This is a genomic window from Rhodococcus sp. NPDC058639 (genome assembly GCF_042717545.1).
Classification (GTDB): Bacteria; Actinomycetota; Actinomycetes; order Mycobacteriales; family Mycobacteriaceae; genus Rhodococcus.
The window spans coordinates 1-25,523 of the sequence record NZ_JBHXRF010000005.1 but is presented as its reverse complement, the minus strand read 5'-3'; the positions used below and the strand labels follow the sequence as shown (position 1 = coordinate 25,523).

Sequence of the window (25,523 nt, the reverse complement as noted above, 5' to 3'; positions counted from 1 at the left end):
GGGTCGGCGATCAGGCCTTGTGCGGCTCCGACGCGCGGAACATATCCTCGCGCTCGACGACCTTGACGCGCTCGCGGCCTTCGGCTTCACCGAGGCTGCGCTCGTGCGCGTCGAGCCGGTACCAGCCCTGCCACGTGGTGTACGGCAGCTGCTTGCCCTCGAGGAACTTCACGACGGCGTCCTCGGACGGCTCTTCGGGAGAGTTCAGGCGGCCCGCCGAGCGATCCTCGAGCAGGTTCGCGACCGTCTCGTTCGCGTCGCCCTTCGTGTGACCGATCAGGCCGACGGGGCCGCGCTTGATCCAGCCGGTGACGTAGGTGTGCGGCATGAACCGCTCCGGGCCCTCGGCGGCCTCGTCGCCGAGGACGCGCCCGGCTTCGTTGGGCACGGTGCCGGCCTGGTCGTCGAACGGCAGCTGGGCGATGTTCTGCGACAGGTAGCCGACGGCGCGGTAGACGGCCTGGACGTCCCAATCGCGGTACTTGCCGGTCCCGCGAACGTTGCCGGTGCCGTCGAGTTCGGTGCGCTCGGTACGCAGGCCCACGACCTTGCCGTCCTCCCCGAGGATCTCGTGCGGAGACTCGAAGAAGTGGAGGAACAACTTGTGCGGACGGTTACCCGCGTCGCGGATCGCCCAGTCCTGCAGTGTGTTGGCGACCATGTCGACCTGCTTGGACGCGCGGCGTGCCTGCTCGGAGCCCTGGTCGTAGTCGATGTCCTCCGGGTCCACGATCACTTCGATGGTGGGGGAGTGATCGAGTTCGCGCAGTTCGAGGGGGGTGAACTTGGCCTGGGCCGGACCGCGACGCCCGAACACGTGCACCTCGACGGCCTTGTTGTTCTTGAGGCCCTCGTAGACGTTCGGCGGGATCTCGGTCGGCAGCAGTTCGTCGCCCGTCTTCGCGAGCACGCGTGCAACGTCGAGCGCGACGTTGCCGACGCCGAGGACGGCGACCTTCTCGGCCTCGAGCGGCCATTCGCGCGGCACGTCCGGGTGGCCGTCGTACCAGGACACGAAGTCGGCGGCGCCGTAGCTGCCGTCGAGGTCGACGCCGGGGATGTTCAGCGCGCGGTCGGCGTTGGCGCCGGTGGAGAAGATCACCGCGTCGTAGAAGCGGTTCAGGTCGTCGAGCGTGAAGTCGGTCCCGTAGTCGAGGTTGCCGAGAAGGCGGATGTTCGGCTTGTCGAGCACCTTGTGCAGGGCCGTGACGATGCCCTTGATGCGCGGGTGGTCCGGCGCGACTCCGTAGCGGATCAGACCGAACGGTGCAGGCATCCGTTCGAACAGGTCGATGCTGACTCCCGGATCCTGCGCGGTGTCGGACTTCATGAGCGCATCGGCGGCGTAGATACCGGCGGGACCGGCACCGACGATCGCGACGCGAAGGGGACGAGTCTGATCGGTCATCAGGGGATCAACTACCTCTTCGGTGAGCGGACGGACATACCCAGCTTAAATTAAGGCTGCCCTCAGCGGGCGGGGCGCGGGGCGCGGGGAAGGACGGTGTGAGAAGAATGAGAGAACCGTCGAGAGAATCGCTTCAGCGACAACACATGTGGGCACTCATACGACACAGGTCGACGGCGAGGCGTCGAACGAGCTGAGTAGTGGCCACGCCACAATTCCTACCTCGAGAGGGTTTATTCGGCAAATGCTCCGTGACCGGCCCCGACCCTGGTCGGGGATAGGATCGCCCATATGGCACAGCGTCAAGCACCCGATCCCGATCCTTCGGCCGACGAACCCGCCAGCGGTACACCCTGGCCGTTCATGGGGGCACTGCTGGTTGTCGTGCTGCTCATTCTGGGGGTGATGGGTGCCCAACTGCTGGCGCCCACGCAGGACCAGCTGAGCGAGGACGAACGGATCAATCGCACGGTGGCGGACTACGTCAGCGCGCACAACGAGAACGACCAGAACATTCTCGCGCGCCTGCGCTGCGAAGAGCTGCCGGAGGCGGAGGCACCGCTCTCCGACGTCGAGGGCAATGTGGAGTTGCAGGCGACCCAGGACGTCGCCGTGGACGGTGACCGCGCGACCGTCGACGTCCGCGCGACCGTCGACGGCGAATCCCGGATCGAGACCTGGCAGGTTGTCCAGGTCGACTCGGTGTGGCGAGTCTGCGAGTTCTGACCGCCTCCCGAGTGCACGCCACGCCGTGACCTGTGAAAACATGTCGTGGTGAGCTACGCAGGTGATATAACGCCGCAGGAAGCTTGGGAGCTCCTGCGGGAAAACCCGGATGCCGTGCTCGTCGATGTTCGTACCGACGCCGAGTGGAAGTACGTCGGGGTCCCCGAGACCTCGCCCATCGGCCGCCGAACCGTCTTCGTCGAATGGGTTCGCTATCCCGACGGTGCCCCCAACCGAATGTTCGTGGACGACCTGGCGAAGGCCGGCGTCTCCGGCGGTCCGGTGATATTCCTGTGTCGCTCAGGGCAACGTTCGATAGGTGCCGCTGAGGCGGCCACCGCGGCGGGCGTGACCCCCGCGTACAACGTCCTCGAGGGATTCGAAGGAGCGCTCGATGCCGACGGGCATCGCGGGGCTCAAGGCTGGCGTGCAATGGGCCTGCCGTGGAGGCAATCGTGAGTCCCATCCCCAAGGGCGGCGCATTCGAGCGCCGGCTTCCCGACAACGTGCGTCCTGCCACGCTGGGTGTGCGGGGCGGCACCCTGCGCTCCGGGTTCGAGGAGACGTCCGAGGCGCTCTACCTCAACTCCGGATTCGTGTACGAATCGGCGGAGGCCGCCGAAGCGGCGTTCACCGGCGAAGTCGACCACTTCGTGTACTCGCGGTACGGCAATCCGACCGTGAAGATGTTCGAGGAGCGGCTACGACTGCTCGACGGTGCCGAAGGCGCCTATGCCACGGCGTCGGGCATGTCCGCCGTCTTCACGGCACTCGCAGCCCTTCTCGGCAAGGGGGATCGGCTCGTCGCCGCCCGCAGCCTGTTCGGGTCCTGCTTCGTCGTCTGCAACGAGATCCTGCCCCGATGGGGTGTGGAGACGGTGTTCGTCGACGGCGAAGACCTCGATCAGTGGGAACAGGCATTGTCCGTCCCCACGACCGCGGTGTTCTTCGAGACTCCCTCGAACCCGATGCAGACCCTCGTCGACGTGCGGGCCGTCTCCGAGATGGCGCACGCTGCTGGGGCAAAAGTGGTGCTGGACAACGTATTCGCCACTCCACTCCTGCAGCGCAGCATCGATCTCGGTGCCGACATCGTGGTCTACTCGGGCACCAAGCACATCGACGGACAGGGCAGGGTGCTCGGCGGTGCGATCCTCGGACCCGCGGACTACATCGACGGACCCGTGCAGAAGCTCATTCGTCACACCGGTCCGGCGCTGAGCCCGTTCAATGCGTGGACGCTGCTCAAAGGCCTGGAAACTATGCCGGTCCGGGTGCGCGCCGCGGTCGATTCGGCGCTGCGCCTGGGGCAGTTCCTCGAGACGCAGGACAAGGTGCGCTGGGTCAAATACCCGTACCTGGACTCGCATCCGCAGCACGACCTCGCGCGTTCGCAGATGAGCGGGGGTGGCACGATCCTCACGTTCGAACTCGACGCCCCCGAGGGCGAGGGCAAGAAGCGCGCGTTCGAGCTGCTCAACAAGCTGCGCATAGTGGATATCTCCAACAACCTCGGCGACTCCAAGTCGCTCATCACCCATCCCGCGACCACCACCCACCGGGCGATGGGCCCGGAGGGCCGCGCCGCAATCGGCCTGTCCGACGGGGTCGTGCGCCTCTCGGTGGGACTCGAAGATCCCGAGGATCTGCTCGAGGACCTCGAACAAGCGCTCTCCTGACCCGAGAGCACTCTTCCGGCCCGGAAACGCTGTGGGTTACGCTGCGGGTGCTCTGCCAGTCGGGCAGGGCACCCGCAGCGTTACGGTGAAGCCGGTGAAAATTCGGCGCTGTCCCCGCAACTGTGAACTCCGGCGATCGTGCCGGGGAAGCCAGGTCAGCCGGCGCAGCGGGCACGTACTGGTCCTCGGACGAAGGACGGTCTCGTGCCGCAACTGACGATGTTGCAGCCGTACTGTTTTCGTCCTCCGAGTTACGGAGGATGGCTGTGCCCCTCGTATCCCACCGGCTGCTCGCTGCCGGAATCACCGCGTGCGCCCTGCTGGCCACAGCGTGCGGCGCCGACAACGGCGACAACCATGACAACCACGACACCGCCGGAGCCGGGAGTCCCCAGGCGATCGTGTCCCTGAGTCCCGTCAGCACCGAAATGCTGTACGCCGTCGGCGCCGGCGACCAGGTGATCGCCGTCGACGACCAATCCGATCATCCGGCCGGTGTTCCGGTCACCGATCTGTCCGGGTACACCCCGAACGTCGAGGCGATCCTCGGTTACGAACCCGATCTGGTGGTCGCCAACGCGGACACCGCGGATCTCGTCGCCGGACTCGAGCAGGCCGGAGTCGAGACCTTGATTCTGCCCGCGGCGCTCACCCTCGACGACACCTATGCCCAGCTCGAGCAGGTCGGTGCGGCCACCGGGCACGTCGCAGGCGCTGCCGAACTGGTCGCGCAGATGAGGAGCGAGGTCGACGAGATCCTCGCCGGGATGCCCGAACGTCAAGTCCCGCTTCGCTATTACCACGAACTCGACAACACCTTCTACTCCGTCACGGACGACACCTACATCGGCGAGATCTTTTCGATGCTCGGCCTCACCTCGATCGCGACCGGCGGCAACGGGTATCCCCAACTGTCGGCCGAGTTCATCCTCGAAGAGAACCCCGACATCGTCTTCCTCGCCGACGGCCAGTGCTGCGGCGTCACGCCCGAGAATGTCGCGGAGCGAGCAGGATGGGGCGAGCTCACGGCGGTCCGTGACGGGCACGTCTACGTCCTCGACGAGGACATCGCCAGCCGCTGGGGGCCGCGCGTCGTGGACCTGATGCGGGACATCGCCCGGATCGTCACCGGTATCCCCGCGGCCCAGCCCGCGCCTTGATCACGACCCCGCGTCGTCGCGCCCTCGTGCTGGGTGGCGCGGCGGTCGTTCTCCTCGCCGCCATGCTGGTGAGCATCCTCGTCGGCCCGGCGGGACTCACGCCGCAGGCGGTCCTTCTCGACATCGCCGACCGGTTGCCGTTCGTCGACGTCGATTCCGGGCTCTCGACGCGGCAACAGGCGATCCTCTGGAACATCCGCATGCCGCGCGTCGTGCTGGGGGTTCTCGTCGGAGCCATGCTCGCCGTCGCCGGAGCGGCGTACCAGGGCGTCTTCCGCAATCCCCTGGCCGACCCCTACCTGCTCGGGGTGTCGAGCGGGGCCGGCCTCGGCGCGACACTCGCGATCGTGGTCGGAGGCGCCGCAGGGTTTGCCGGGGTTCCGGTCGCAGCGTTCGCCGGCGGCCTGCTGGCCGTCGGCGCGACGTACGCGCTCGGACGCTCGGTCGGTGGGGTGCGTTCCGAAGTCGTCATCATCCTCGCGGGCGTGGCCGTCGCGGCGTTCGCGAATGCCATCCAGACGTTCTTCATGCAACTGCACGACGACACCTTGCGTCAGGTGTACTCCTGGATGCTCGGGCGGTTGTCCACCGACGGGTGGTCCGATGTCGTCGTGGTCCTGCCGTACGTGGTGGTCGCGGTTGCCGTCATCGCACTGCACCGGCGCACCCTCGACGTCATGGCGGTCGGCGACGTCGAGGCCGCCAGCCTCGGGATCCATCCGGCTCGTGTCCGGCTGTTGCTGGTCTGCGTGGCGACACTCGGCACCGCCGCCGTGGTGTCGGCGAGCGGACTGATCGGGTTCGTCGGCATCGTGGTGCCGCACGCGGTCCGGTTGCTCGTCGGCCCCGGTCACCGCATGCTGCTGCCGTTGTCGCTGATGGTCGGGGCGGCGTTCCTCGTCCTCGCCGATGTGCTCGCCCGCAGCGTCATGTCGCCGTCGGAGTTGCCCATCGGCGTGGTCACCGCCGCGATCGGTGCGCCGTTCTTCCTCGTCGTGCTCAGACGAAGCCGAGGTGCATGATGTCCGCTGATCTCGAATCGCTCGCGTCCACCGCCGTCACGTGCCGCGGTGTCGGGGCTGCACGCGGCGGCGTGGACGTGCTCCACGACGTCGATCTCGTCGTGACGACCGGCGCGTGGGTGTCGCTCGTCGGACCCAACGGGTCCGGTAAGACCACGTTGTTGCACGTTCTCGCGGGGCTCGTTCCCTCGACGGGGCATGTCCGGGTGGCGTCCGTGACGCCGGGCCGGGGCGCCCGGCGTGCGACGGCGCGCGCGGTCGCGCTGATGCCCCAGCGCCCCGTGGTTCCGGAGGGTGTCACCGTCGAAGAACTCGTCCGGCTCGGCCGCACACCGCACATCGCACGGTTCGGCTCGGAAACGGGACGCGACCGGGCGGTGGTGGACCGGGTCATCGAGCGCCTCGAACTCGAGCCGTTCACGCGCCGATTCGCGACGGATCTGTCCGGGGGTGAACTCCAGCGCGTGGTCCTCGGTCGCGCACTGGCACAGGAACCACAGGTGCTGCTGCTCGACGAACCCACCAGCGCCCTCGACATCGGGCACCAACAGCAGGTACTCGAACTTGTGGACTCCATGCGCACCGAAGGTGAGCTGACGGTGATCGCCGCGATGCACGATCTGACCTCGGCGGCGCAGTACGGTGACAGGCTCGTCCTTCTCGACCGCGGCCGGGTCGTCGCCGACGGGCCGCCCGCCGAGGTGCTCACGGTCGACCGGATCGGGCAGGTCTACGGGGCGCGGGTCGAGGTCCTCGACCGGCCGGCCGGCCGCGCCGTTCTCCCGCTTCGTGATCCGTGGAAGGACGCATGATGGACGTACTGCTGCTGGGCACCGGCGCCGCGGACGGCTGGCCGAATCCTTTCTGTGCCTGCGAGTCCTGCACGGATGCCGCACGACGCGGCGAGATCCGCGGCCAGACCGCTGCGCTGGTGGACGACGTGCTCATGCTCGACTGCGGACCCGAAGCACCCCGCGCCGCAGTACGTTTCGGCAGAACCCTGTCGGGTGTGCATCACATCCTGCTCACCCACGCGCACACCGATCACCTCGGACCCCAGGCACTGTTGTTCCGCTCGTGGGTCGATGCGGGTCACGTGCTCGATGTGGTGGGACCGGCGGAAGCAGTCGACATGTGCCGGCAGTGGGCGGGCCCGGACGATCCGGTGCGTTTCGTTCCGGTGCAGGCGGGCGACGCGCTCACCGTCGGCGGGTATGCAGTGCGGGTTCTTCCCGCGCGACATCAGGTGTTCCGCGAGGGTGATGCGGTGCTCTACGACGTCACCGGTCCGGACGGTTCCCGCATCCTGTGGGCGTGCGACACCGGCCCGCTAGCGGACGGCTGGTTCGACGAAGTGCGCGGCGCGCGGTTCGATGCCGTGTTCCTCGAAGAAACATTCGGTGACCGATCGGACCTAAGGCGAGGTCACCACGGACTGCCCGAATTCCGGGACACAGTCGCAGCTCTGCGCAGGTGCGATGCCGTGACCGACACGACGGACGTGGTGGCGGTGCACCTCGGGCACCACAACCCGCCCATGGCGGAAGTGCGCACACGGCTACAGGCGTGGGGTGCCCGTCCCGGTACCGACGGTGAGATCGTGCGGTCCGGGGCGGAGAAGCCGCCGGCGCACCGGTCGCTGGTACTCGGGGGCGTGCGCTCGGGAAAGTCACGGCACGCGGAAGAACTGTTCGCCTCGTACGCCGCGGTCACCTACGTCGCGACCGGGGGGATCCGCGTCGGCGACGCGGAATGGGCTCAGCGGGTCGCACTGCACCGCGAGCGTCGTCCCGAATCGTGGTCCACCGTGGAAACTTCCGATGTCGCGGGCGTCCTGCGCGCCGCGACAGGCCCGCTGCTGATCGATTGTCTCGGCACCTGGCTCACCGCGCGCATGGACCTGCACGACGTATGGAACGGTGGGGACTTCGCCGCGGTCGACGCCGACATCACCGATCTCCTCGATGCGTGGCAGCGATGCCAGGTGCCCGTGGTCGGGGTAAGCAACGAGGTGGGTAGCGGTGTGGTTCCGGCCAGCGCGTCGGGCAGGTTGTTCCGTGACACGCTCGGTCGCCTCAACGCGTCGGTGGCTGCGGTGTCGGACACGGTCACGCTCGTCGTGGCGGGGATCCCGCTGGCGTTGCGCTGACGGACCGCGACCCGGAGCCCGGTCGTCAGGCGAGCAGCCGGTAGAGACCGACGAGCCCGACGGTCACGATGACCGCCCGTAACACCGTGGGGGACAAGCGGCGACCGAACCGGGCACCGAGGTATCCGCCGATCAGCGAGCCCACGGCGATCAATGCGGCCACAGTCCAGTCGATGCGTTCGAACGCCACGAGAATGTACGCGCTTGCCGCGACGATGTTCACGATCAGCGAGAGCAGATTCTTCGTGGCGTTCTGACGCTGGATATGTTCGGTAAGGAGGGCACCGAACAAACCCATCAACAGGATGCCCTGTGCGGCCGTGAAGTACCCGCCGTAGATGCCGACGGCGAAAGTGCCTACCACCAGCAGGGTCATCCGGACCGGGCCGATCCGCCCGTCCGGATCGCCGTCGGTGCGTCGTAGTACCCATTTCTGGATCTGTGGTTGCAGCACGACGAGGACGAGCGCCAGGACCAGCAAGACCGGCACGACGGTCTCGAACACCGTCTCCGGCAGATGCAGCAGAAGCCACGACCCGATCAACGCGCCGCTGATCGACGCGGGGATCTGCCATCGCAACGTCGGCCACTGGCCGCGTAACTCGCGCCGATAACCCCACGTTCCCGACACACCGCCCGCGACGAGTCCGATCGCATTCGACATGGTCGCGGTGACGGGCGGGACCCCGAATGTGATGAGGGTCGGGAAGGTGATGAGGGTTCCGGAGCCGACCAGCGAGTTGATCGCACCGGCGCCGAGGCCGGCGAGGGCAACGAGAAACAACTCCAGCGGCGTCACTGCTCGGAGTCTACGGAGGCGCCGGGACAGGGTCGAGGCGGCTTCCGGTCGGTCTAGGTGCCCGCATCCTGGCGCGCACTACGCCGTAAGGCGAGGACGACGACAAGGGGCCATATCGTCTCGGGCGTCAAGCCCACCCGCTCGACCAGCCCGAAATACTGCCCACCCTGCGCCGAGATCAGGAACGCCACGGTCAGTGCCACGAACACCGTGGTCGCGAGGGCCGATCCGCGGACGCTGAGTGCGAACGACTGCGGACGGCTGCGAGACCCGACGAACGCGGGGAATGTCGCGATCAGGATCGAGCCGACGACGACACTGACCACGTGCGGCGTGGCAGATCCGTTCGCCGGTTGCGGAAGTGCCGCGAGGGCGATCCCGGAGATTCCCGCCCCGCCGAGGACCAGTCGTGCGGCGGGACGCAGTGCGCTCAGTCCGAGCGCCGTGACCACATGGCACGCGCCGAGCACGAACAGCGACGTCGTCATGATCCAGCGTTCGGCTCCACCGTGCCCGGCGAGCGTGCTCAGGCTCTGCCGCACAGCGCTGTACTCCGGTGGTTGTACCGTGCCCGCGACCACCCAGCCCGCGGTCAGTGCAACAGGGGCGAGCACGGCCGAAGCTACTGCCCACCAGGGTGCCCCGCGATACGCGCGGCTCGGCCCGGACGCGGTGATAGTTACTCGTTCGACGCTGCCCACGTGCTCCATCGTTGCGCACCAGCGGCTTCCGCGGTGCGGATTGGAATGTTCCGCGAGGCTTGAAATCAGGTCGATTCGAATAGGTGTGCGCAGCGTTCTCCTGGTCCACAGTTCATCGCAGTCCCCATGTATGCCCGATTCTTCTGTTCCGCGCAGTCCCATCCAGAGCGACCGAGAGACCCGGCTCCCTGACGTCGCAGCAACCCTCCCGACATCGGGTGCGGGTGCTACCGCCGGGACCGATGGAAGGAAGATCCACCATGATGTCTCCTGCCCGCAGTGGGTCGGTGTGAGCGCGCCTACCGAAATCCGCACGACCACCCCGGTCCCCGAGCATCTCGACGACTCGGATCTCGTCGTCGCTCCCACCCGGCACCCGTGGCGTTGGGTCACCAGTGCCGCCGTGCTGATCGTCGTTGCACAGTTCGCGCACGGTCTCGCGACCAACCCGGGCTGGGACTGGCCGACTTTCGCTCAGTACTTCACCGCGACGTCCGTGCTCGCCGCGCTGTGGATGACGATCAAGCTGACACTCTGGGGGACAATCCTGGGGTTCGCGCTCGGTGCCCTCCTGGCAGTGGGACGATTGTCGAACAACCCAGTGCTGCAGGTCGTCTCGTGGACCTATATCTGGGCCTTCCGGTCGATTCCGTTGATCGTCCAACTGCTGTTCTGGTTCAACATTGCGTACCTGTATCGAACGTTGTCCGTCGGTGTGCCTTTCGGACCGGGCTTCTTCTCGTTCAACGTCACAGGCGTGATCTCCGGATTCACGGCCGCGGTCCTGGGCTTGGCGCTGCACCAGGCCGCATACTCCGCGGAAATCATTCGTGCCGGCATCATTTCGGTGGATCACGGCCAGGTCGAAGCTGCCAACGCTCTCGGTATCCCGCGCGGACGGCAGTTCTTCAGAATTGTTCTGCCACAAGCGATGCGTTCGATCCTGCCCAACGCGGCCAACGAGGTGATCAGCCTGTTCAAGGGCACGTCGATTGTCTCGACCATGGCGATCGCCGAACTGTTCTACCAAGTCCAGGTCGTTTTCGGCCGCAACGGACGCGTCGTTCCGCTGCTCATGGTCGCGACCGTCTGGTACATCATCCTGACGACATTCCTGTCGATCATGCAGTACTACGTGGAGCGACACTACGCGCGAGGCTCCGCCCGAGCGCTGCCCCTCACGCCGTGGCAGAAGGTCACCGCGAAGTACCGGGAGATCCGCGACAGCGGCGTCGGCGCACCCCGGGGAGCGACCCGATGACCTCTGACGACGAACGCGTCCCCTATGCCGTCGACGTGCGAGGTGTCTACAAATCGTTCGGAACACTCCCCGTGCTCGAGGGGGTGGACCTGCAGGTCCGTCGGGGAGAAGTCACGGTGATCCTGGGGCCGTCGGGCTCCGGCAAGTCCACGTTGCTGCGGACCCTGAACCATCTCGAGAAGGTGGACCGGGGCACTGTCCGCATCGACGGTGAACTCATGGGCTACCGGCGTCGCGGCAACAAACTCCACGAATTGCGTACCCGCGACATCCTGCGCCAGCGGTCGAGGATCGGGTTCGTGTTCCAGAGTTTCAACCTTTTCCCGCATCTGACCGTGCTCGAAAACGTAGTCGAGGCACCGCTGTCCGCGCAGCGCCGTGACCGCGGCGAGGTGGAGGCAGAAGCACGCGGACTGCTCGATCGGGTCGGGGTGGGGGACAAGATCCACGATTTCCCCAAGCAACTGTCCGGAGGTCAGCAACAGCGCGTGGCGATCGCCCGCGCCCTCGCACTCCGGCCCGCCGTCATCCTGTTCGACGAACCCACGTCCGCGCTCGACCCCGAACTGGTCGGTGAGGTGCTCGAAGTGATCCGAGACCTCGCACGCGGTGGATCCACTCTGGTGATCGTGACCCACGAGATCGGCTTCGCACGCGAGGTTGCCGACACGGTCGTGTTCATGGATGGCGGTGTGATCGTCGAGCAGGGAACCCCCGCGGACATCCTGGATCGGCCCCGGCACGAACGCACACGGGCATTTCTGTCGAAGGTCCTCTGAACAGCCCGAACCATCGCTCCGCATTCACTCGACTGCTCATATCCCCCCCATGGAAGGTAATGATGTTCGCCTCGTCCCGCCGTCTCAGATTGCTCGCATCCACCGTCACCGCTGCAGCGGTGCTGGGTACCGCCGCCTGCAGTTCGGGCCCCGATCAGGCTGACGCCGCGACCGCTGCCGGCTACAACCTCACCGCCTACCAGAACCGCATCACGACCGACAAGGTCGACGAGATCGCCGCGAAGGTACCGCAGGCGATCCGCGACCGCGGCACCCTGATCGTGACAGGCGCCGCCGGCACCGCTCCACCGTTGCGCTTCTACGCCGACGACGACACCACGATCATCGGGTCCGAAACCGACTTCGCCTATCTGATCGGGGACGTGCTCGACCTCGATATCGAGTTGACCGCCGCCGACTGGGCGCAGAACTTCGTGCGCGTCGATTCCGGGGAGGCCGATGTGTTCATCTCCAACGTCACCGTGACGGAGGAACGCAAGGAGAAGTACGACTTCGCGACCTACCGCCTCGACAGCCTCGCTGTCGAGGTGAAGAAGGACAGCGGCATCACCTTCGACGGCGCGAAGGACATCGCCGGGCTCACGATCGGTGTCGGTTCGGGTACCAACCAGGAAGCACTGCTCGTCGAGTGGAACGAGCAGAACATCGAGGCAGGTCTTGCACCGGCCGACATCCTCTACTACCAGAACGCGGTCGACTACTACCTCGCGCTCGGCTCGGGTCGCATCGACGCATACGTCGGCCCCAACCCCACCTCCGCCTTCCACGCTCTGCAAACGGGCGAAACCGAAGTGGCAGGGACGTTCTCCGGCGCGGGGTCGGACCTCCAGGGCGAGATCGCGGTACTGACGAAGAAGGACAACGGGTTGATCCAGGCGATCAACGAGGCCCTCGACCACATCATCGAGAACGGGACGTACACGCAGGTCCTCGAGCGATGGGGTATCACCAGCGAGGCCGTGGCCGACTCACGGATCAACCCTCCGGGGTTGCCCAAGACCGCTTCCTGACTCGGAATCTGAAGGAGAGAACATGAGTCGGGCGAATTCACGGGTCGACGCCGTGGTGATCGGTGGCGGTGTCATCGGATCGAGCGCCGCATGGCGTCTCGCTGCCCGTGGCCGCTCGGTGGTCCTGCTAGAGCAGTTCGAGCAGGGCCACCGGCGGGGCGCATCGCACGGAAGTTCACGCATCTACCGGCAGGCTTACGACGGGGAGTTCTACACCGCGTTCGCCGCCTCGGCATTGCCCCTGTGGCGGCAACTCCAGGACGCGACAGGGCACGAGTTGCTCACCCTGACCGGCGCGGTCGACCACGGCTCACCGGCCACGGTCCTGTCTCGCGCCCGGGTACTGGACGCGCTGCGAATCGATGCCGAAGTCCTCGAGCCTGCCGCGGCCGAGAAACGCTGGCCCGGGATCCGATTCGATACGACGGTGGTGCATCACCCCGGTGCCGGCAGGTTGCACGCGGACCGTGCGGTCGTGGCACTCCATCGGGCGGCCGCGCTCGAGGGCGCCGACGTCCGGTTCTGCGCCACGGTGCGGGAACTGCGCCGTGTCGCCGGGTGCGTCGAAGTGATCACCGACAGCGATGTGGTACGGACGGGCCATGTCGTGATCGCCGCCGGAGCGTGGTCGTCGCGACTCCTTTCCGAGGGAGGTATCGCACCGGTCCCGGATCTTCCCCGATTGCGCACCACCCAGGAGCAACCGGCCCATTTTGCTCCCCTCGCACCCGACGATTGGCCCAGTTTCGTCCACCATCCGGGTGCGGGTCTGGTGACCGAGGGGATCTACGGCCTCGGGTCGGACGACGGAATCAAGATAGGCGAACACGGCACCGGGCCGGAAGTGGACCCCAGGACCCGTACCTTCGCACCCGATCCGGACGGCGTCCGGCGACTCGTCGAGTATGCGGAGACCTGGCTTCCAGGCGTCGACCCCGGCACCGTCGTCGCCGACACCTGCCTGTACACCACGACACCGGACAGCAACTTCGTGATCGACCGGATCGGTGATGTCACCGTCGCCGCAGGGTTTTCCGGACACGGATTCAAGTTCGCACCCGCGGTCGGAGAACTGGTGACGGGACTCGTCGACGGAACCGCCGTCTCACCGGATGTGTTCCGTGTCGGTGCCCGCGTCGGTGTGGTGGCCCGGTGAGCGATACCCGCCGCCTGCAGATACACGCAGTCTCGCAGGACGACCCTCGCGCGGCGCCACTGCTGGCCGAACTCGCGGTGGAATACAGCACTCGGTACGAACGCCCGCTCGAAGAACAGGTCGAGGCGCTGATCACGCACCCCGGCGAGGAGTTTGCCCCGCCACACGGGGCGTTGCTCGTCGTCGTCGAGGACGGGGAACCGGTCGCGGGCGGGGCATTCCGGCGATACGACGAGGACACCGCCGAACTCAAACGCATCTGGACCTCCCGGCGGCACCGCCGGCGGGGACTCGCCCGCATCGTCCTCGCAGAACTGGAAACCGAAGCGCTGCTGCGCGGGTACGCCCGGATCTATCTCACGACGGGGTGGCGCCAACCCGAAGCTGTCGGCCTCTATCTCGCCGCGGGATACACCGCCCTGTACGACGTGACCCGCCCCGCCGAGGAGATCGGCCCACACCCGTTCGAGAAATTCCTGACCCGAAAGGTGGAGTCCGCGTGAGATTCCTGCTGCTGAGCCTGATCACCCACCAACCCGACCCCGTGACCGGAGACATGCTCGGTCCCGCCGAACGACTTCGCGAAGTGGTGGATACGGCGGTGCTGGCCGAACAACTCGGGTTCGAAGGGTTCGCGGTCGGGGAACGGCACGAACACCCGTTTCTGTCGTCGTCGCCGCCGGTTGTGCTCAGCAACATCGCCGCACGCACGTCGACGCTCGAACTGTGGACCGGAGTGACCACGCTGAGTCTGCTCGATCCGGTGCGCGCGTTCGAGGATTATTCGACCCTCGACAATCTGTCCGGTGGGCGTCTGAACCTGATGATCGGCAAGGGAAACGGCACCGCACAAGCGGAGCTGTTCCACGTCACCCCCGACGATCAGTGGGACCGCAATCGCGAAGGCTACGAACTGTTCCGGCTGTTGTGGGAGAACGAGACCGCGACATGGGAGGGGCGCTTCCGACCGCCGCTCACCGATGCGGTCACAGTGCCGCGTCCACTGCAACGCCGCCTGACCATATGGCACGGCAGCGCAACGAGTCGCGATTCGGTCGATCTGGCGGCGAAGTACGGCGACCCGGTGTTCTCGGCCAACGTGACCAACCCGATCGAGCCCTATGCCGAGCTCATCGGCTATTACCGGCAGCGCTGGGCGGAGTACGGACACGATCCCGCAGCGGCGCGGGTGGGTGCAGGAACTGCGGGGCTGTACGTGACGCGGACGTCGCAGGAGGCGGTCGACCGGTTCCGCCCGTTGTTCGAACAACGGCTGCGACTCGCACGCGAGGCCGGCCAGCCGAGCGTCTTCGGCACCGTGGAGGACTTCGTCGAGCGCAGTTCCGCGCTGATCGGCAGCCCGCAGCAGGTGATCGACAAGGTGTTGCGCTATCACGAACGGCTCGGGCACGAGGTCATGCACGTCACCGCCGATCGCGGCGGCCTCACCAGCGCGGAGCAGCGTGCAAGTCTCGAACTGTTCCAGAGCGAGGTCGCGCCGGCCTTGCGTGCGGCGATCCCGGGCCGGCTCGTCGCCCGGTAGGGGTTTCGATCACGCTGAGCGTAAGCGTGTGCCACCCGCGGCGGGATGCGTAGCGTCTGCCACGACCATCCAGAGCGACCGAGAGACCCGGCTCGACGACGTCGCAGCAACCCCCTGCCTCGCAGGTGAGGGTGCTACCGCCGGGAACGATGGAGGACAGCATGAGAAATCGGCCTTCGGTGGGATCGTGGTCGCGCCGGCACGTCGACCTGTGCCGCCACAGTGGCGCACTCTGTCGCCGCCGCGCGGTCCCCGTTTCGTAAAGCATTCTCCCGCAGCACGTCTACTCCGGCCCGGCCACCTCGCATTCGCGCGGCTGCCGGCGCCGTGCCGAGATCATGGAGCCACAGGTGCCACTTTCGTCCATATCCGCTTCCCGCCGCGTCGTCGTCGCCGCCCTCACCGCGTCGGCACTTGCCGGCAGTCTGACCGCGTGCGGGTCCGATTCGTCGGCGGCCACACCCGGTGGTGGCATTCCGCAGCCCGGCGGAACACTGCGGTACGGCCTGTCGCAGGCACCCACCTGCGCGGATCCGGTCCAAGCCGGCACCAACCAGACCATCTACGTCGCACGCCAGGTGGTCGACTCGCTCACCGATCAGAACCCCGAAACCGGCGAGATCGTGCCGTGGCTCGCCGAAAGCTGGGATGCCAACGACGACGCTACGCAGTTCACTTTCCGGCTGAAGGACGGTGTTACCTTCAGCGACGGAACACCGTTCACCGCGACCTCCGTCAAGAACAATTTCGACGCGATCGTGAACAGCATCGGCGGCGTCAAGGCCCCGAGCGCCGTCGGTTACCTCGCCGGCTATACCGGCACCACCGTGGTCGACGAGCACACCGCACAGGTGAACTTCTCTGCGCCGAACGCTCCGTTTCTCCAAGCCACCGCGACACTGCAGCTCGGTCTGCTCTCCGACAAGGACGCCGCGAAGAGCGCCGAGGAGCGTTGCGCCGGAGATCTTTCCGGAACCGGACCTTTCGTGCTCGAGGACTACCAGCAGGACAAGTCCGTGACGCTCGTCAAACGTGCCGGATACTCGTGGGGATCGGAGGCATTCGCGCACGACGGCGAGGCGTATCTCGATCGCATCGAGTTCTCGATCGTTCCCGAATCCGGTGTGCGCACAGGTTCTCTCGCGTCGGGACAGCTCGATGCGATCTCGGATGCGCTGCCGCAGGACGCCCCCCAGATCGAGGCTGCCGGTGGAGGCATTCTCACCACGTCGAATCCCGGAATTCCTTTCGGGTTCCAGCCCAACGTCACTCGTGGGGTGCTCACCGATCCCGCGGTCCGCGCCGCGCTCTTGTCGGCGATCAACCGGCAGGAACTCGTCGATACCGTCCTCGGACCCGACTTCGAGCCGGCGACGAGCACACTGGCCTCGGCCACCCCCGGCTACGCCGCGCTCGACGACGTCACCTACGACCCGGACAAGACGCAGCGCATCCTCGACGAGGCCGGATGGGTCCCCGGCGCCGACGGGGTCAGGGTCAAGGACGGACAGCGGCTGAGCTTCCCCGTGCTGTTCAGCCCCGTGTTCGCGGGAAACCAGGCGATCCTCGAACTCGTCCAGCAGCAGCTTCGTGCCGTAGGCGTGGACCTGCAACTCGACCTGCAATCCATGTCGGAGCAAACCGCACGGCAGAACTCGGGTGACTACGAGTCGTCGTATTACAACAGCACCCGCGCCGATGGCGACATCTTGCGCACGGCCTTCGGGCTCGACGGACGCAACATCAACCGGCGTGGACCGATCCCGCAGCTCGACGAGGTGCTGACCGCTCAATTGACGACCACCGATCCGGTGGTGCGTGCGCAATTGATCCGGCAGGCACAGCAACTCGTGCTCGACAACGGTCTGTGGGTCCCGACGGTCGAGCTGTCACAGGCGATCGGTGTCGGCCCGAACGTGCAGGATCTTGCCTTCGAGGCGTCGGCGCGACTGCAATTCTTCGACACCTGGCTGAGCGAGTAAACCGTGGTGCGCTATCTCGTATCCCGCGTTCTGCAGGCGGTCGGTGTGTTGTGGGCTGCGTTCACCGTGTCGTTCGGTGTCCTCTATCTGCTGCCGTCCGATCCGGTGAGTATGGCCGCGTCGGGCGACAACGGCACTCCCGTCGACGCCGCGGCGATCGCCGAACTGCAGGCCAGGTACGGACTCGACCAACCCGTGTGGACGCAGTACCGGAATGCGCTGGGTAGCGCGATCCGGGGTGACTTCGGTACCTCCATCTCGACCGGACAGTCGGTGACCGACGCGATCGGCGCGGCACTTCCGAGCACGGTGGTCCTCGCTTCCACAGCGTTGACGGCCGCGGTGGTAGGGGGAACGGCGGTTGCGTTGCTCGCGACGTACACCCGCGTCGGTTGGCTGCGCAACGCGCTGCTGTCCCTGCCCCCGCTCGGTGTCGCGGTCCCGACCTTCTGGGTGGGGCTGATTCTGCTCCAGGTCTTCTCGTTCCGTCTGAAGCTTGTGCCGGCATTCGGGGATCAGAGCATCGAACATCTGATTCTGCCTGCGATCACGCTGGCATTGCCGGTCTCGGCGGTGATCGCACAGGTGCTCGCCGCGAGCCTCACCTCGACGTGGCGCCAGCCCTTCATCGAAGCGGCCCGGGCGAAAGGCGCTTCCCGCCTGCGTATCCAGCTGCGGCACGCCCTGAGACTGTCGAGCATTCCGACGTTCACGATCGCCGGCGTCCTCGTCGGGTCGCTACTTGCGGGGTCGGTGGTGGTGGAGACGGTGTTCTCGCGCGCCGGTATCGGCCGGCTGACACAGATGTCGGTGATGACGCAGGACATTCCGGTCGTGCAAGGCATCGTCGTGTTCTCCGCGGCCGTGTTCGTTCTCGTCAATCTCGCCGTGGACCTGCTGTATCCGCTGATCGACCCGCGGATCGTCGGCGCCCGCCGGCAACAGGGCGTCGCGCCGGACGTCGAGCGCGAACCCGCCGCGCACGATACCGGCTTGGAGGTGAAGGCTCTTGTCTGACACTTTGACTCGAGAAGAACTGCACACGGGTGCCTCGCCGCGGCAAGGAACACCGGTGGGTCGTCCGTCGCGGTGGCGTGCGGGTGTGGTGCAGGTGCAGCGGCACGGGGTCGTCGTGGTCTCGGCCGGCGTGCTGCTCCTCGCGGTAGGGTTCGCGCTCTTCCCGTCCGTCTTCGCCTCCGGTGACCCGCTTGTGGGGATACCCGCCGAGAAACTGGAGGGCCCGAGCCTCGCGCACTGGTTCGGCACCGACAACATCGGCCGCGACGTCTACACGCGGGTCGTGCACGGGGCGGCGCTGTCGCTCACCGCGACGCTCCTCGCCGTCGGAATCGCACTCGTCGCGGGTTCGGCGATCGGACTGCTCTCCGGGGCGGTCGGCGGCGTTCTCGACGCGGTGCTCATGCGTATCGTCGATGTGCTGCTGTCGATTCCCGCTCTCCTGCTGTCGCTCGCACTCGTCACCGCATTGGGGTTCGGAACCGTGAACGTGGCGATCGCCGTGGGCGTCGGGCTCGTCGCCAACTTCGCCCGGGTGATGCGCTCGGAGGTGCTGCGGGTGCGGCGCGCACTGTATGTCGAAGCGGCCTTCGCCTCCGGTGCACGGTGGCACTCGGTGTTGCGCCGTCACGTGCTGCGCAATTCGTACGCGCCGGTCCTTGCCCTCGCCGCAGTCGAATTCGGCATGGCCGTCCTGGCGGTCTCGTCGCTCAGCTTCCTCGGCTTCGGCGCGGTGCCGCCCACACCCGAGTGGGGGTCGCTGATTTCGGAAGGCCGCAACTATCTGGCGACCGCCTGGTGGATGACCACTCTGCCCGGCCTGGTGATCGTTGCGGTGGTGCTTGCTGCTCACCGCATCGGCCACGCCGTCGAGAAACGAGGTACCCGATGACCACTACCCGCCCTCTCCTGGAGGTCAGCGATCTGCGCGTGGTGTACGGCTCGGGGCGGGATACGGTCCCCGCCGTCGACGGAATCGACTTCTCCGTCTCTCGCGGCGAGGTCGTGGCCGTGGTGGGCGAGTCCGGATCGGGGAAATCGACCACAGCGCACGCGATTCTCGGTCTTCTGTCGGGGAGCGGCCGGGTCACCGGTGGCACGGTCACGTTCGACGGTCAGCGCCTCGACGAACTCCCCGAACGGGCATGGACACGACTTCGAGGCGCACGCATCGGCCTGGTCCCGCAGGATCCGGCCACCTCGCTCAACCCGGTCGTCCGCATCGGCGACCAGATCGCCGAAGTGCTGCGGATCCACGGCCGTGCGGATCGCCGCACCGCGAAGATCGACGCTCTGCGGATTCTGGACGAGGCCGGGCTCGACCACCCGGAACTGCGTGCCGAGCAGTACCCGCAGGATCTCTCGGGCGGGCAACGACAGCGGGTGCTCATCGGTATCGCCCTCGCATGCCGCCCCGAACTGGTCATCGCCGACGAGCCGACGAGCGCACTCGATGTCACGGTGCAGCGACGCATCCTCGACCATCTCGAGGAGCGGATCGCGGAAACCGGTTCCTCGGTTCTTCTGATCACCCACGATCTGGGTGTCGCTGCGGACCGTGCCGACCGCATCGTCGTGATGAAGGACGGACGGATCGTCGAGACCGGGCCGGCGCTCCAGGTACTCGACAACCCGCAGCACGCATACACGCGTTCGCTGATTGCTGCGGCACCGAGTTCGGCGGATGCGCCTCGTCGCGTCGGCCGGGACAACGGCAGCGATCCGATCCTGTCCGTCTCCCACGTGTCGAAAACCTTCCGCATCGGCCGGAAATCCTCGCTCGAGGCGGTGCGAGACGTGTCGTTCGATGTGCACCGCGGCCGGACGCTGTCCTTGGTGGGGGAATCAGGATCAGGGAAGTCGACCGTGGCACGGATCGCGATCCGGCTCGACACCGCAACGACGGGGACGGTCCAGCTGGACGGGCGCGACATCACCGCGCTGCGAGGCCGCGAACTGCGGGCGTTGCGCCGCCGGGTGCAGATCGTCCACCAGAACCCGTACGCGTCGCTCGACCCGAAACTGCGGATACGCGAGATCGTCGCCGAACCGCTCGACGCCTTCGGTATCGGAACCCGGGCGGAGCGTCGCACCAGAGTCGCGGAGCTTCTCGACCAGGTGGCGCTGGCGCCGTCCCACCTCGAGCGCAAACCTGCCGAGTTGTCGGGCGGGCAACGCCAGCGCGTCGCAATTGCACGAGCCCTCGCGCTGCAACCGGAACTCGTGGTGCTCGACGAACCGGTCTCCGCACTGGACGTGTCGGTTCAGGCCCAGATCCTCGACCTGCTCACCGAACTGCAGAACGAGCTCGGTGTGAGCTACCTGTTCATCTCCCACGATCTCGCCGTCGTCCGCCACATCAGCGACACCGTCGCTGTGATGCGTTCCGGCGATGTCGTCGAATGCGGCACCACCACAGACATTTTCGACAACCCACGGCACGAGTACACCAAGATGCTGCTCGACGCCATCCCAGGGAAGGTTCGTCATGCCCGATAGTTCGGAATTGCTGCTCGCCGTCGAATTCGCGGGCACCGGTCTCCACCCCGCGTCGTGGCGACGCGACGATTCGCGCGCCGAGGACCTCTTCACTGCACGGTACTGGAGCGACCTCGTCGGGAGTGCCGACAGGGCGGGTGTCGACTTCGCCTTCCTGCCCGACAACTTCGGCGTCACCTCCGCCGAGAACACCGTGCGCGGTCGCCTCGAAGCGGTCGGTATTGCTGCGCGGCTGTCCACCGCCACGTCCCGGATCGGACTGATCCCCACCGCGACCGTTACCCATACCGAACCGTTCCATGTCGCCAAGGCGATCCAGACGATCGACCACACCACTCTCGGCCGCGCCGGATGGGAGGTCGCGGTGACCCGGGGTGACGCTCCGACACGGCTGTTCGGGCGCAAAGAGGCCCAGCACGACGGGTCACTGTGGGCGGAAGCCCACGAGGCGGCCGAGGTGGCTTCCCGACTGTGGGACAGCTGGGAGGACGATGCCGAGATACGGGATGTGGAGACGGGCCGATTCGTCGACCGCGACAAGCTGCACTACATCGATTTCGAGGGTGAATACTTCTCCGTCAAGGGCCCGTCGATCACGCCGCGGTCCCCACAGGGACAGCCGCTCATCGCAGTAACGATCAGCGATGAGCACTCCTTCGACTTCGCCGCTGCGCGAGCCGATCTCGTACGGATTCGCGCGACAGATCTGCGCGCGGCGGAAGATCTCGCAGACCGCGTGCGCGCCGCCGCGAACGGCCGTCGCCTCCATGTCCTGCTCGACGTGGATCTGTTGCTCGCCGCGAGCGACGGCGACGCTACGGACGATTTCTCCCGGCTCGAGGACTGGGCCGGTGCGCACTACCGTCCGGAAACCGTGCTCCACCGGGGAACGTCCCGCGGACTCGTCGAACTGCTCGACGGGGTGCGCGGCGTGGACGGCGTCGTTCTTCGACCCCTCGCGTTGTCTTCGACCACGCAACGCCTCGTCGCCGACGTGCTGCCGGCGTTGCGGCCGGCCGCCGAACTCGTCACCGGAACCCTGCGCGAACGACTGGGTCTCGACCGGCCCGCCAACCGCTTCACTTCCGCTCACTGAAGGGCTGACATCAGTGTCCCGCAACACGATACGTAAGCAAATACACCTCGGCGCGCACTTCCCGGGGGTCAACAACACCACGGTCTGGGCCGACCCGGCGTCGAAAAGCCAGATCGATTTCGCGTCGTTCCTGCATCTCGCTCGCACCGCCGAACGCGGAAAATTCGACTTCTTCTTCCTTGCCGAGGGATTGCGATTGCGAGAGCACCGCGGCCGCATCCACGACCTCGACGTGGTGGGCCGACCGGACACGCTCACCGTGCTCGAAGCGCTGGCCGGCGCCACCACCCACCTGGGCCTGGCCGGCACGATCAACACCACGTTCAACGAGCCGTACGAACTGGCCAAGCAGTTCGCGACTCTCGATCACCTCTCGGGTGGTCGGGCCGCGTGGAATCTCGTGACGTCCTCCGATGCGTTCACGGGCGAGAACTTCCGGCGGGGCGGGTACCTCGATCACTCGCAGCGGTATGTCCGGGCGCACGAGGTGGTCGAAGCGGTCCGCACACTCTGGGACAGCTGGAGTGACCGGGCCCCGGTGATCGACCGCGCCAGTGGAGTGTTCGCATCCGACGAGGCGATCACCCCCGTCGACCTCCACACCACCCAGTTCGACATCACCGGACGCTTCGAGGTTCCGCGCAGCCCACAGGGCCATCCCGTACTGCTTCAGGCCGGGGACTCCGACGAGGGCCGCGAGTTCGGCGCCGCCCGGGCCGACGCCATCTTCAGCCGGCACGGCACCCTCGAGGAAGGGCGCGCGTTCTACACGGACGTCAAGAGTCGGCTCGCCAAGTACGGCAGGACTCACGACGACCTGAAGATTCTCCCCGCCGCGACATTCGTACTCGGGGACTCGCCCGAAGACGCGCAGGAACGTGCCCGGCACATCCGGCTGCAACAGGTCGGTCCGCAGACCGCCCTGGCGTTCCTCGAACAGATCTGGGGCAAGGACCTCTCGTCCTACGACCCCGACGGTCCGCTGCCCGATGTGGAACCGGAAGACAATGTGACCATCACCCGTGGCCGGGTGCGTCACGCCAAGGACCCGCTGGCAGTCGCGCGGGCATGGAAGGCGAAGGCGGACGCCGAAAACCTGAGCATCCGCGAACTCGTCATCGAGACCACCGCACGCCAGCAATTCGTCGGGACGCCGCAGCAGGTCGCCGACGAGATCGATCTCTACGTACAGACCGACGCGAGCGACGGCTTCATCCTCGTACCGCACCTGACACCGGGAGGACTGGACGACTTCGTCGACCAGGTCGTGCCACTTCTCCAAGAGCGCGGCAGTTTCCGCGCCGATTACGGAACCACCACCCTGCGCGGCCACCTCGGGGTAGCCGACCAGCGCACCGTCACAGAAGGAGTCCGTGCATCGTGACCACGACACTCGACCGGTTCGTCGCCGACTGGCAACAGTGGCACACCGAGCGCAACGAAAGCCTCCGTCGGCCCCTCGGCTGGCTGAGCCTGACCGCCTTGCACTGGCTCGACGGCACCCCCACCCGATTCGAGGAGGTGCCGGGACGCTGGCACGTCGCCGGCACGACCGTGGTCCGAGATCTGGACGGGGAGATCACACGGCTCGAACCTGCCGAAGGTGCTCCGGGCGCGGAAGTGGAGTTCGATCGGGGGTTCGTCGAGGTCATCCAGCGCACCGGGCGATTCGGTATCCGCATCCACGACCGCGAGGCTCCCGCCCTCAAGTCGTTCACGCACATCCCGGCGTACGACCCGGATCCGGCGTGGCGACTGACAGGACGGTTCACCCCGTTCGACGACGAGCGCGTCGTCACCACCGGAGCGGTCGTCGACGGACTCGAACACCACCACCGTGCGGCCGGCGTCGTCCGTTTCCGCCACGACGGTGCCGAACACGAACTCGTCGCCTTCGGGGACGCCGAAGGGCCGCTGCAGATCCTGTTCACCGACGCGACCAGTGGTGTCACCACCTATCCGGCTGCGAGGACTCTCCGTGCAGAACGATCCGGGAACGGCAGCGTCGTACTGGATTTCACGCGGGCTGCGAACCTGCCGTGCGCTTTCACCGACGCGGCCACGTGCCCGGTCGCGCCTCCGGAGAACCGTCTGCCGTTCGCAGTCGACGCCGGTGAACGCAACCCGCGTACCGGCGAGGCGCCGGCATGAGCGCGTCGAACCCGGTGCCGCTGTCCATCCTCGACCTCTCTCCGGTCAGCGAGGGGTCGACCGTGGCGCAGGCGCTGCGCAACAGCATCGATCTGGCGCGTCACGCCGAGGCATGGGGCTACCGGCGGTACTGGGTCGCCGAGCATCACTTCGTGGCTGTCGCGTCGTCGTCGCCGGTCGTGCTGATCGGCGCCATAGCTGCTGCGACAGAGACGATTCGGGTCGGGGCTGCCGCCGTGCAACTCGGCCACAACACAGCCGTCGGGATCGTCGAGGCGTTCGGGACGCTCGACGCGCTGTATCCGGGACGGATCGATCTGGGACTGGGCAGGTCGGGACAGCGACGGGCCGAAGCGCTCGCCGCCGTTGCATCCGGAGCACCCGAACCCGTGGCCCGTCCGATCGAAGTTCGGGACGGACTCGTCATCCCGCCGCCCTTCTCTCCTGCGACACTGCTCTCCTCGTCGCGGCTGGCCGCGAGCTTCGGGGTATTGCAGCAACCGGGAGCGCAGGCTCCGGAGTTCGACAGCCAGGTCGGCGACATCCTCGCGTTCCTCCAGGGCACATTCACCGCACCGGACGGAACGGACCTGCACGCCACCCCCGGTGAGAACGCCGACCTTCAGGTGTGGCTCTTCGGTTCGAGCGCGGGGCCGTCGGCGGACCTGGCGGGTCGGCTCGGGCTGCCCTTCGGTGCCAATTACCACGTGAGTCCGGGCACCACGGTCGACGCGGTCGACGCATACCGCGCAGCGTTCCGGCCTTCGGCGGTCCTGTCGGAACCGTACGTCGTGGTCTCTGCCGATGCGGTCGTCGCCGAAGACGACGCGACCGCTCGGGAACTGGCCTCGACCTACGGGCACTGGACCCACAGCATCCGGAGCGGGCACGGCGCCGTGCCGTATCCCGATCCCACGAGTGCGCCGCCCCTCACCGACGAGCAACGCGCCGTCGTCGACGATCGGCTGATCACCCAGTTCGTCGGATCGCCGGACGTGGTCGCCGAACACCTCGACTCGTTGCGGCGCGTGACCGGCGCCGACGAACTGGTGGTGACGTCGGTGACGCACAAGCACGAGGACCGTTTGCGGTCCTACGAACTGCTGGCGCGCGAGTGGGGATTGCGGAAACTGCGCGCCGCCTGACCGGCATCCGGTTTCCACGGGGGCGTTTCGGGCACCACACCGGTCTCGACCAGAGGGGCATACTCGGGGGAACTTGCACTACGACGGTCGGAGGATTTCGGTGGCACAGGAACTGAAGCTGGGTTACAAGGCGTCGGCGGAGCAGTTCGGGCCGCGTGAGCTGGTCGAACTCGGGGTGCTCGCGGAGGCGCACGGGATGGATTCGGCGACGGTGTCGGA

General features: G+C 66.9%; 25 protein-coding genes, 1 pseudogene and 3 riboswitches. Of the genes and pseudogenes, 23 read left to right on the top strand and 3 right to left on the bottom strand.

Annotated elements, in window-relative coordinates:
• Window positions 1-10 precede the first annotated feature (10 nt).
• Window positions 11-1,408, bottom strand: coding sequence for an FAD-dependent oxidoreductase (locus tag ACFWU2_RS11025; protein WP_378605304.1), 1,398 nt, complete (start codon window positions 1,406-1,408; stop codon window positions 11-13).
• A gap of 291 nt (window positions 1,409-1,699) precedes the next feature.
• On the opposite strand from ACFWU2_RS11025, the gene ACFWU2_RS11020 reads away from it, so the two are divergent.
• The 7 genes from ACFWU2_RS11020 to cobU all read left to right on the top strand — a co-directional run bounded on the left by ACFWU2_RS11020 (window position 1,700) and on the right by cobU (window position 8,144).
• A complete protein-coding gene (locus ACFWU2_RS11020; protein WP_378605301.1) occupies window positions 1,700-2,134 on the top strand; it encodes a hypothetical protein in 435 nt (144 codons plus the stop codon).
• A 48-nt stretch (window positions 2,135-2,182) separates the two neighbouring features.
• On the top strand, window positions 2,183-2,593 hold the full coding sequence (locus ACFWU2_RS11015) for a rhodanese-like domain-containing protein (protein ID WP_378605298.1): 411 nt from the start codon (window positions 2,183-2,185) through the stop codon (window positions 2,591-2,593).
• On the top strand, window positions 2,590-3,813 hold the full coding sequence (locus ACFWU2_RS11010; protein WP_378605295.1) for an O-succinylhomoserine sulfhydrylase: 1,224 nt from the start codon (window positions 2,590-2,592) through the stop codon (window positions 3,811-3,813). Before ACFWU2_RS11015 ends, ACFWU2_RS11010 begins: the two co-directional genes overlap by 4 nt.
• Window positions 3,814-3,841: 28 nt before the next feature.
• Window positions 3,842-3,992: riboswitch (cobalamin riboswitch) on the top strand.
• Window positions 3,993-4,079: 87 nt separating this feature from the next.
• Complete coding sequence (locus tag ACFWU2_RS11005; protein ID WP_378605292.1) at window positions 4,080-4,973, top strand: ABC transporter substrate-binding protein; 894 nt, start codon at window positions 4,080-4,082, stop codon at window positions 4,971-4,973.
• Window positions 4,974-5,035: 62 nt separating this feature from the next.
• Window positions 5,036-5,995, top strand: coding sequence for a FecCD family ABC transporter permease (locus ACFWU2_RS11000; protein ID WP_378606233.1), 960 nt, complete (start codon window positions 5,036-5,038; stop codon window positions 5,993-5,995).
• Window positions 5,995-6,807, top strand: coding sequence for an ABC transporter ATP-binding protein (locus ACFWU2_RS10995; RefSeq protein WP_378605289.1), 813 nt, complete (start codon window positions 5,995-5,997; stop codon window positions 6,805-6,807). The genes ACFWU2_RS11000 and ACFWU2_RS10995 overlap by 1 nt, the downstream gene beginning before the upstream one ends.
• Entirely contained in the window at window positions 6,807-8,144 is a 1,338-nt protein-coding gene (gene cobU, locus ACFWU2_RS10990) for a bifunctional adenosylcobinamide kinase/adenosylcobinamide-phosphate guanylyltransferase (RefSeq protein ID WP_378606230.1), read from the top strand. The genes ACFWU2_RS10995 and cobU overlap by 1 nt, the downstream gene beginning before the upstream one ends.
• A gap of 25 nt (window positions 8,145-8,169) precedes the next feature.
• Here cobU and ACFWU2_RS10985 read toward each other — a convergent pair whose 3' ends face one another.
• Together ACFWU2_RS10985 and ACFWU2_RS10980 are read right to left on the bottom strand one after the other, a co-directional pair.
• Window positions 8,170-8,943, bottom strand: a complete 774-nt coding sequence (locus ACFWU2_RS10985) for a sulfite exporter TauE/SafE family protein (RefSeq protein ID WP_378605286.1) — start codon at window positions 8,941-8,943, stop codon at window positions 8,170-8,172.
• 53 nt (window positions 8,944-8,996) lie between these two features.
• Window positions 8,997-9,644: a DUF998 domain-containing protein gene (locus ACFWU2_RS10980; RefSeq protein WP_378605284.1), complete on the bottom strand. Its 648-nt coding sequence runs from the start codon at window positions 9,642-9,644 to the stop codon at window positions 8,997-8,999.
• Window positions 9,645-9,799: 155 nt separating this feature from the next.
• Window positions 9,800-9,893, top strand: a riboswitch (SAM riboswitch).
• A gap of 40 nt (window positions 9,894-9,933) precedes the next feature.
• Between ACFWU2_RS10980 and ACFWU2_RS10975 the strand changes: the two genes are divergently transcribed.
• From ACFWU2_RS10975 to ACFWU2_RS10900, 16 genes and pseudogenes are all read left to right on the top strand, one after another.
• Window positions 9,934-10,905 (top strand): amino acid ABC transporter permease, encoded by a 972-nt coding sequence (locus ACFWU2_RS10975; RefSeq protein WP_378605281.1) that lies wholly within the window; start codon window positions 9,934-9,936, stop codon window positions 10,903-10,905.
• Window positions 10,902-11,684, top strand: a complete 783-nt coding sequence (locus ACFWU2_RS10970) for an amino acid ABC transporter ATP-binding protein (protein WP_378605279.1) — start codon at window positions 10,902-10,904, stop codon at window positions 11,682-11,684. Before ACFWU2_RS10975 ends, ACFWU2_RS10970 begins: the two co-directional genes overlap by 4 nt.
• 62 nt (window positions 11,685-11,746) lie before the next feature.
• Window positions 11,747-12,715 carry an ABC transporter substrate-binding protein gene (locus ACFWU2_RS10965; RefSeq protein ID WP_378605276.1) on the top strand — a complete coding sequence of 323 codons (969 nt, stop codon included), beginning with the start codon at window positions 11,747-11,749 and terminating at the stop codon, window positions 12,713-12,715.
• 22 nt (window positions 12,716-12,737) lie between these two features.
• Window positions 12,738-13,871, top strand: coding sequence for an FAD-dependent oxidoreductase (locus tag ACFWU2_RS10960; RefSeq protein ID WP_378605273.1), 1,134 nt, complete (start codon window positions 12,738-12,740; stop codon window positions 13,869-13,871).
• Entirely contained in the window at window positions 13,868-14,374 is a 507-nt protein-coding gene (locus ACFWU2_RS10955; protein ID WP_378605270.1) for a GNAT family N-acetyltransferase, read from the top strand. Before ACFWU2_RS10960 ends, ACFWU2_RS10955 begins: the two co-directional genes overlap by 4 nt.
• Window positions 14,371-15,414: an LLM class flavin-dependent oxidoreductase gene (locus ACFWU2_RS10950; protein ID WP_378605267.1), complete on the top strand. Its 1,044-nt coding sequence runs from the start codon at window positions 14,371-14,373 to the stop codon at window positions 15,412-15,414. Before ACFWU2_RS10955 ends, ACFWU2_RS10950 begins: the two co-directional genes overlap by 4 nt.
• Before the next feature lie 62 nt (window positions 15,415-15,476).
• A riboswitch (SAM riboswitch) is annotated at window positions 15,477-15,570 on the top strand.
• Complete coding sequence (locus ACFWU2_RS10945) at window positions 15,564-15,677, top strand: putative leader peptide (protein ID WP_378605264.1); 114 nt, start codon at window positions 15,564-15,566, stop codon at window positions 15,675-15,677. It overlaps the preceding riboswitch by 7 nt.
• Window positions 15,678-15,752: 75 nt before the next feature.
• Window positions 15,753-17,396: an ABC transporter substrate-binding protein gene (locus tag ACFWU2_RS10940; protein ID WP_378605261.1), complete on the top strand. Its 1,644-nt coding sequence runs from the start codon at window positions 15,753-15,755 to the stop codon at window positions 17,394-17,396.
• 3 nt (window positions 17,397-17,399) lie between these two features.
• Entirely contained in the window at window positions 17,400-18,413 is a 1,014-nt protein-coding gene (locus ACFWU2_RS10935; protein WP_378605258.1) for an ABC transporter permease, read from the top strand.
• Entirely contained in the window at window positions 18,406-19,305 is a 900-nt protein-coding gene (locus ACFWU2_RS10930) for an ABC transporter permease (RefSeq protein WP_378605255.1), read from the top strand. The genes ACFWU2_RS10935 and ACFWU2_RS10930 overlap by 8 nt, the downstream gene beginning before the upstream one ends.
• Complete coding sequence (locus ACFWU2_RS10925; RefSeq protein WP_378605252.1) at window positions 19,302-20,912, top strand: dipeptide ABC transporter ATP-binding protein; 1,611 nt, start codon at window positions 19,302-19,304, stop codon at window positions 20,910-20,912. The genes ACFWU2_RS10930 and ACFWU2_RS10925 overlap by 4 nt, the downstream gene beginning before the upstream one ends.
• Entirely contained in the window at window positions 20,902-22,008 is a 1,107-nt protein-coding gene (locus ACFWU2_RS10920; protein WP_378605249.1) for an LLM class flavin-dependent oxidoreductase, read from the top strand. The genes ACFWU2_RS10925 and ACFWU2_RS10920 overlap by 11 nt, the downstream gene beginning before the upstream one ends.
• Window positions 22,009-22,021: 13 nt before the next feature.
• The gene (locus ACFWU2_RS10915) at window positions 22,022-23,392 is read left to right on the top strand and encodes an NtaA/DmoA family FMN-dependent monooxygenase (protein WP_378605246.1); all 1,371 of its coding nucleotides are present in this window, start codon (window positions 22,022-22,024) and stop codon (window positions 23,390-23,392) included.
• Window positions 23,389-24,159, top strand: a complete 771-nt coding sequence (locus ACFWU2_RS10910; RefSeq protein WP_378605243.1) for a DUF1684 domain-containing protein — start codon at window positions 23,389-23,391, stop codon at window positions 24,157-24,159. The genes ACFWU2_RS10915 and ACFWU2_RS10910 overlap by 4 nt, the downstream gene beginning before the upstream one ends.
• Window positions 24,156-25,304 (top strand): LLM class flavin-dependent oxidoreductase, encoded by a 1,149-nt coding sequence (locus ACFWU2_RS10905; protein ID WP_378605240.1) that lies wholly within the window; start codon window positions 24,156-24,158, stop codon window positions 25,302-25,304. The genes ACFWU2_RS10910 and ACFWU2_RS10905 overlap by 4 nt, the downstream gene beginning before the upstream one ends.
• 100 nt (window positions 25,305-25,404) lie before the next feature.
• Window positions 25,405-25,523, top strand: a pseudogene (locus ACFWU2_RS10900) (glucose-6-phosphate dehydrogenase (coenzyme-F420)); the annotation flags it as partial.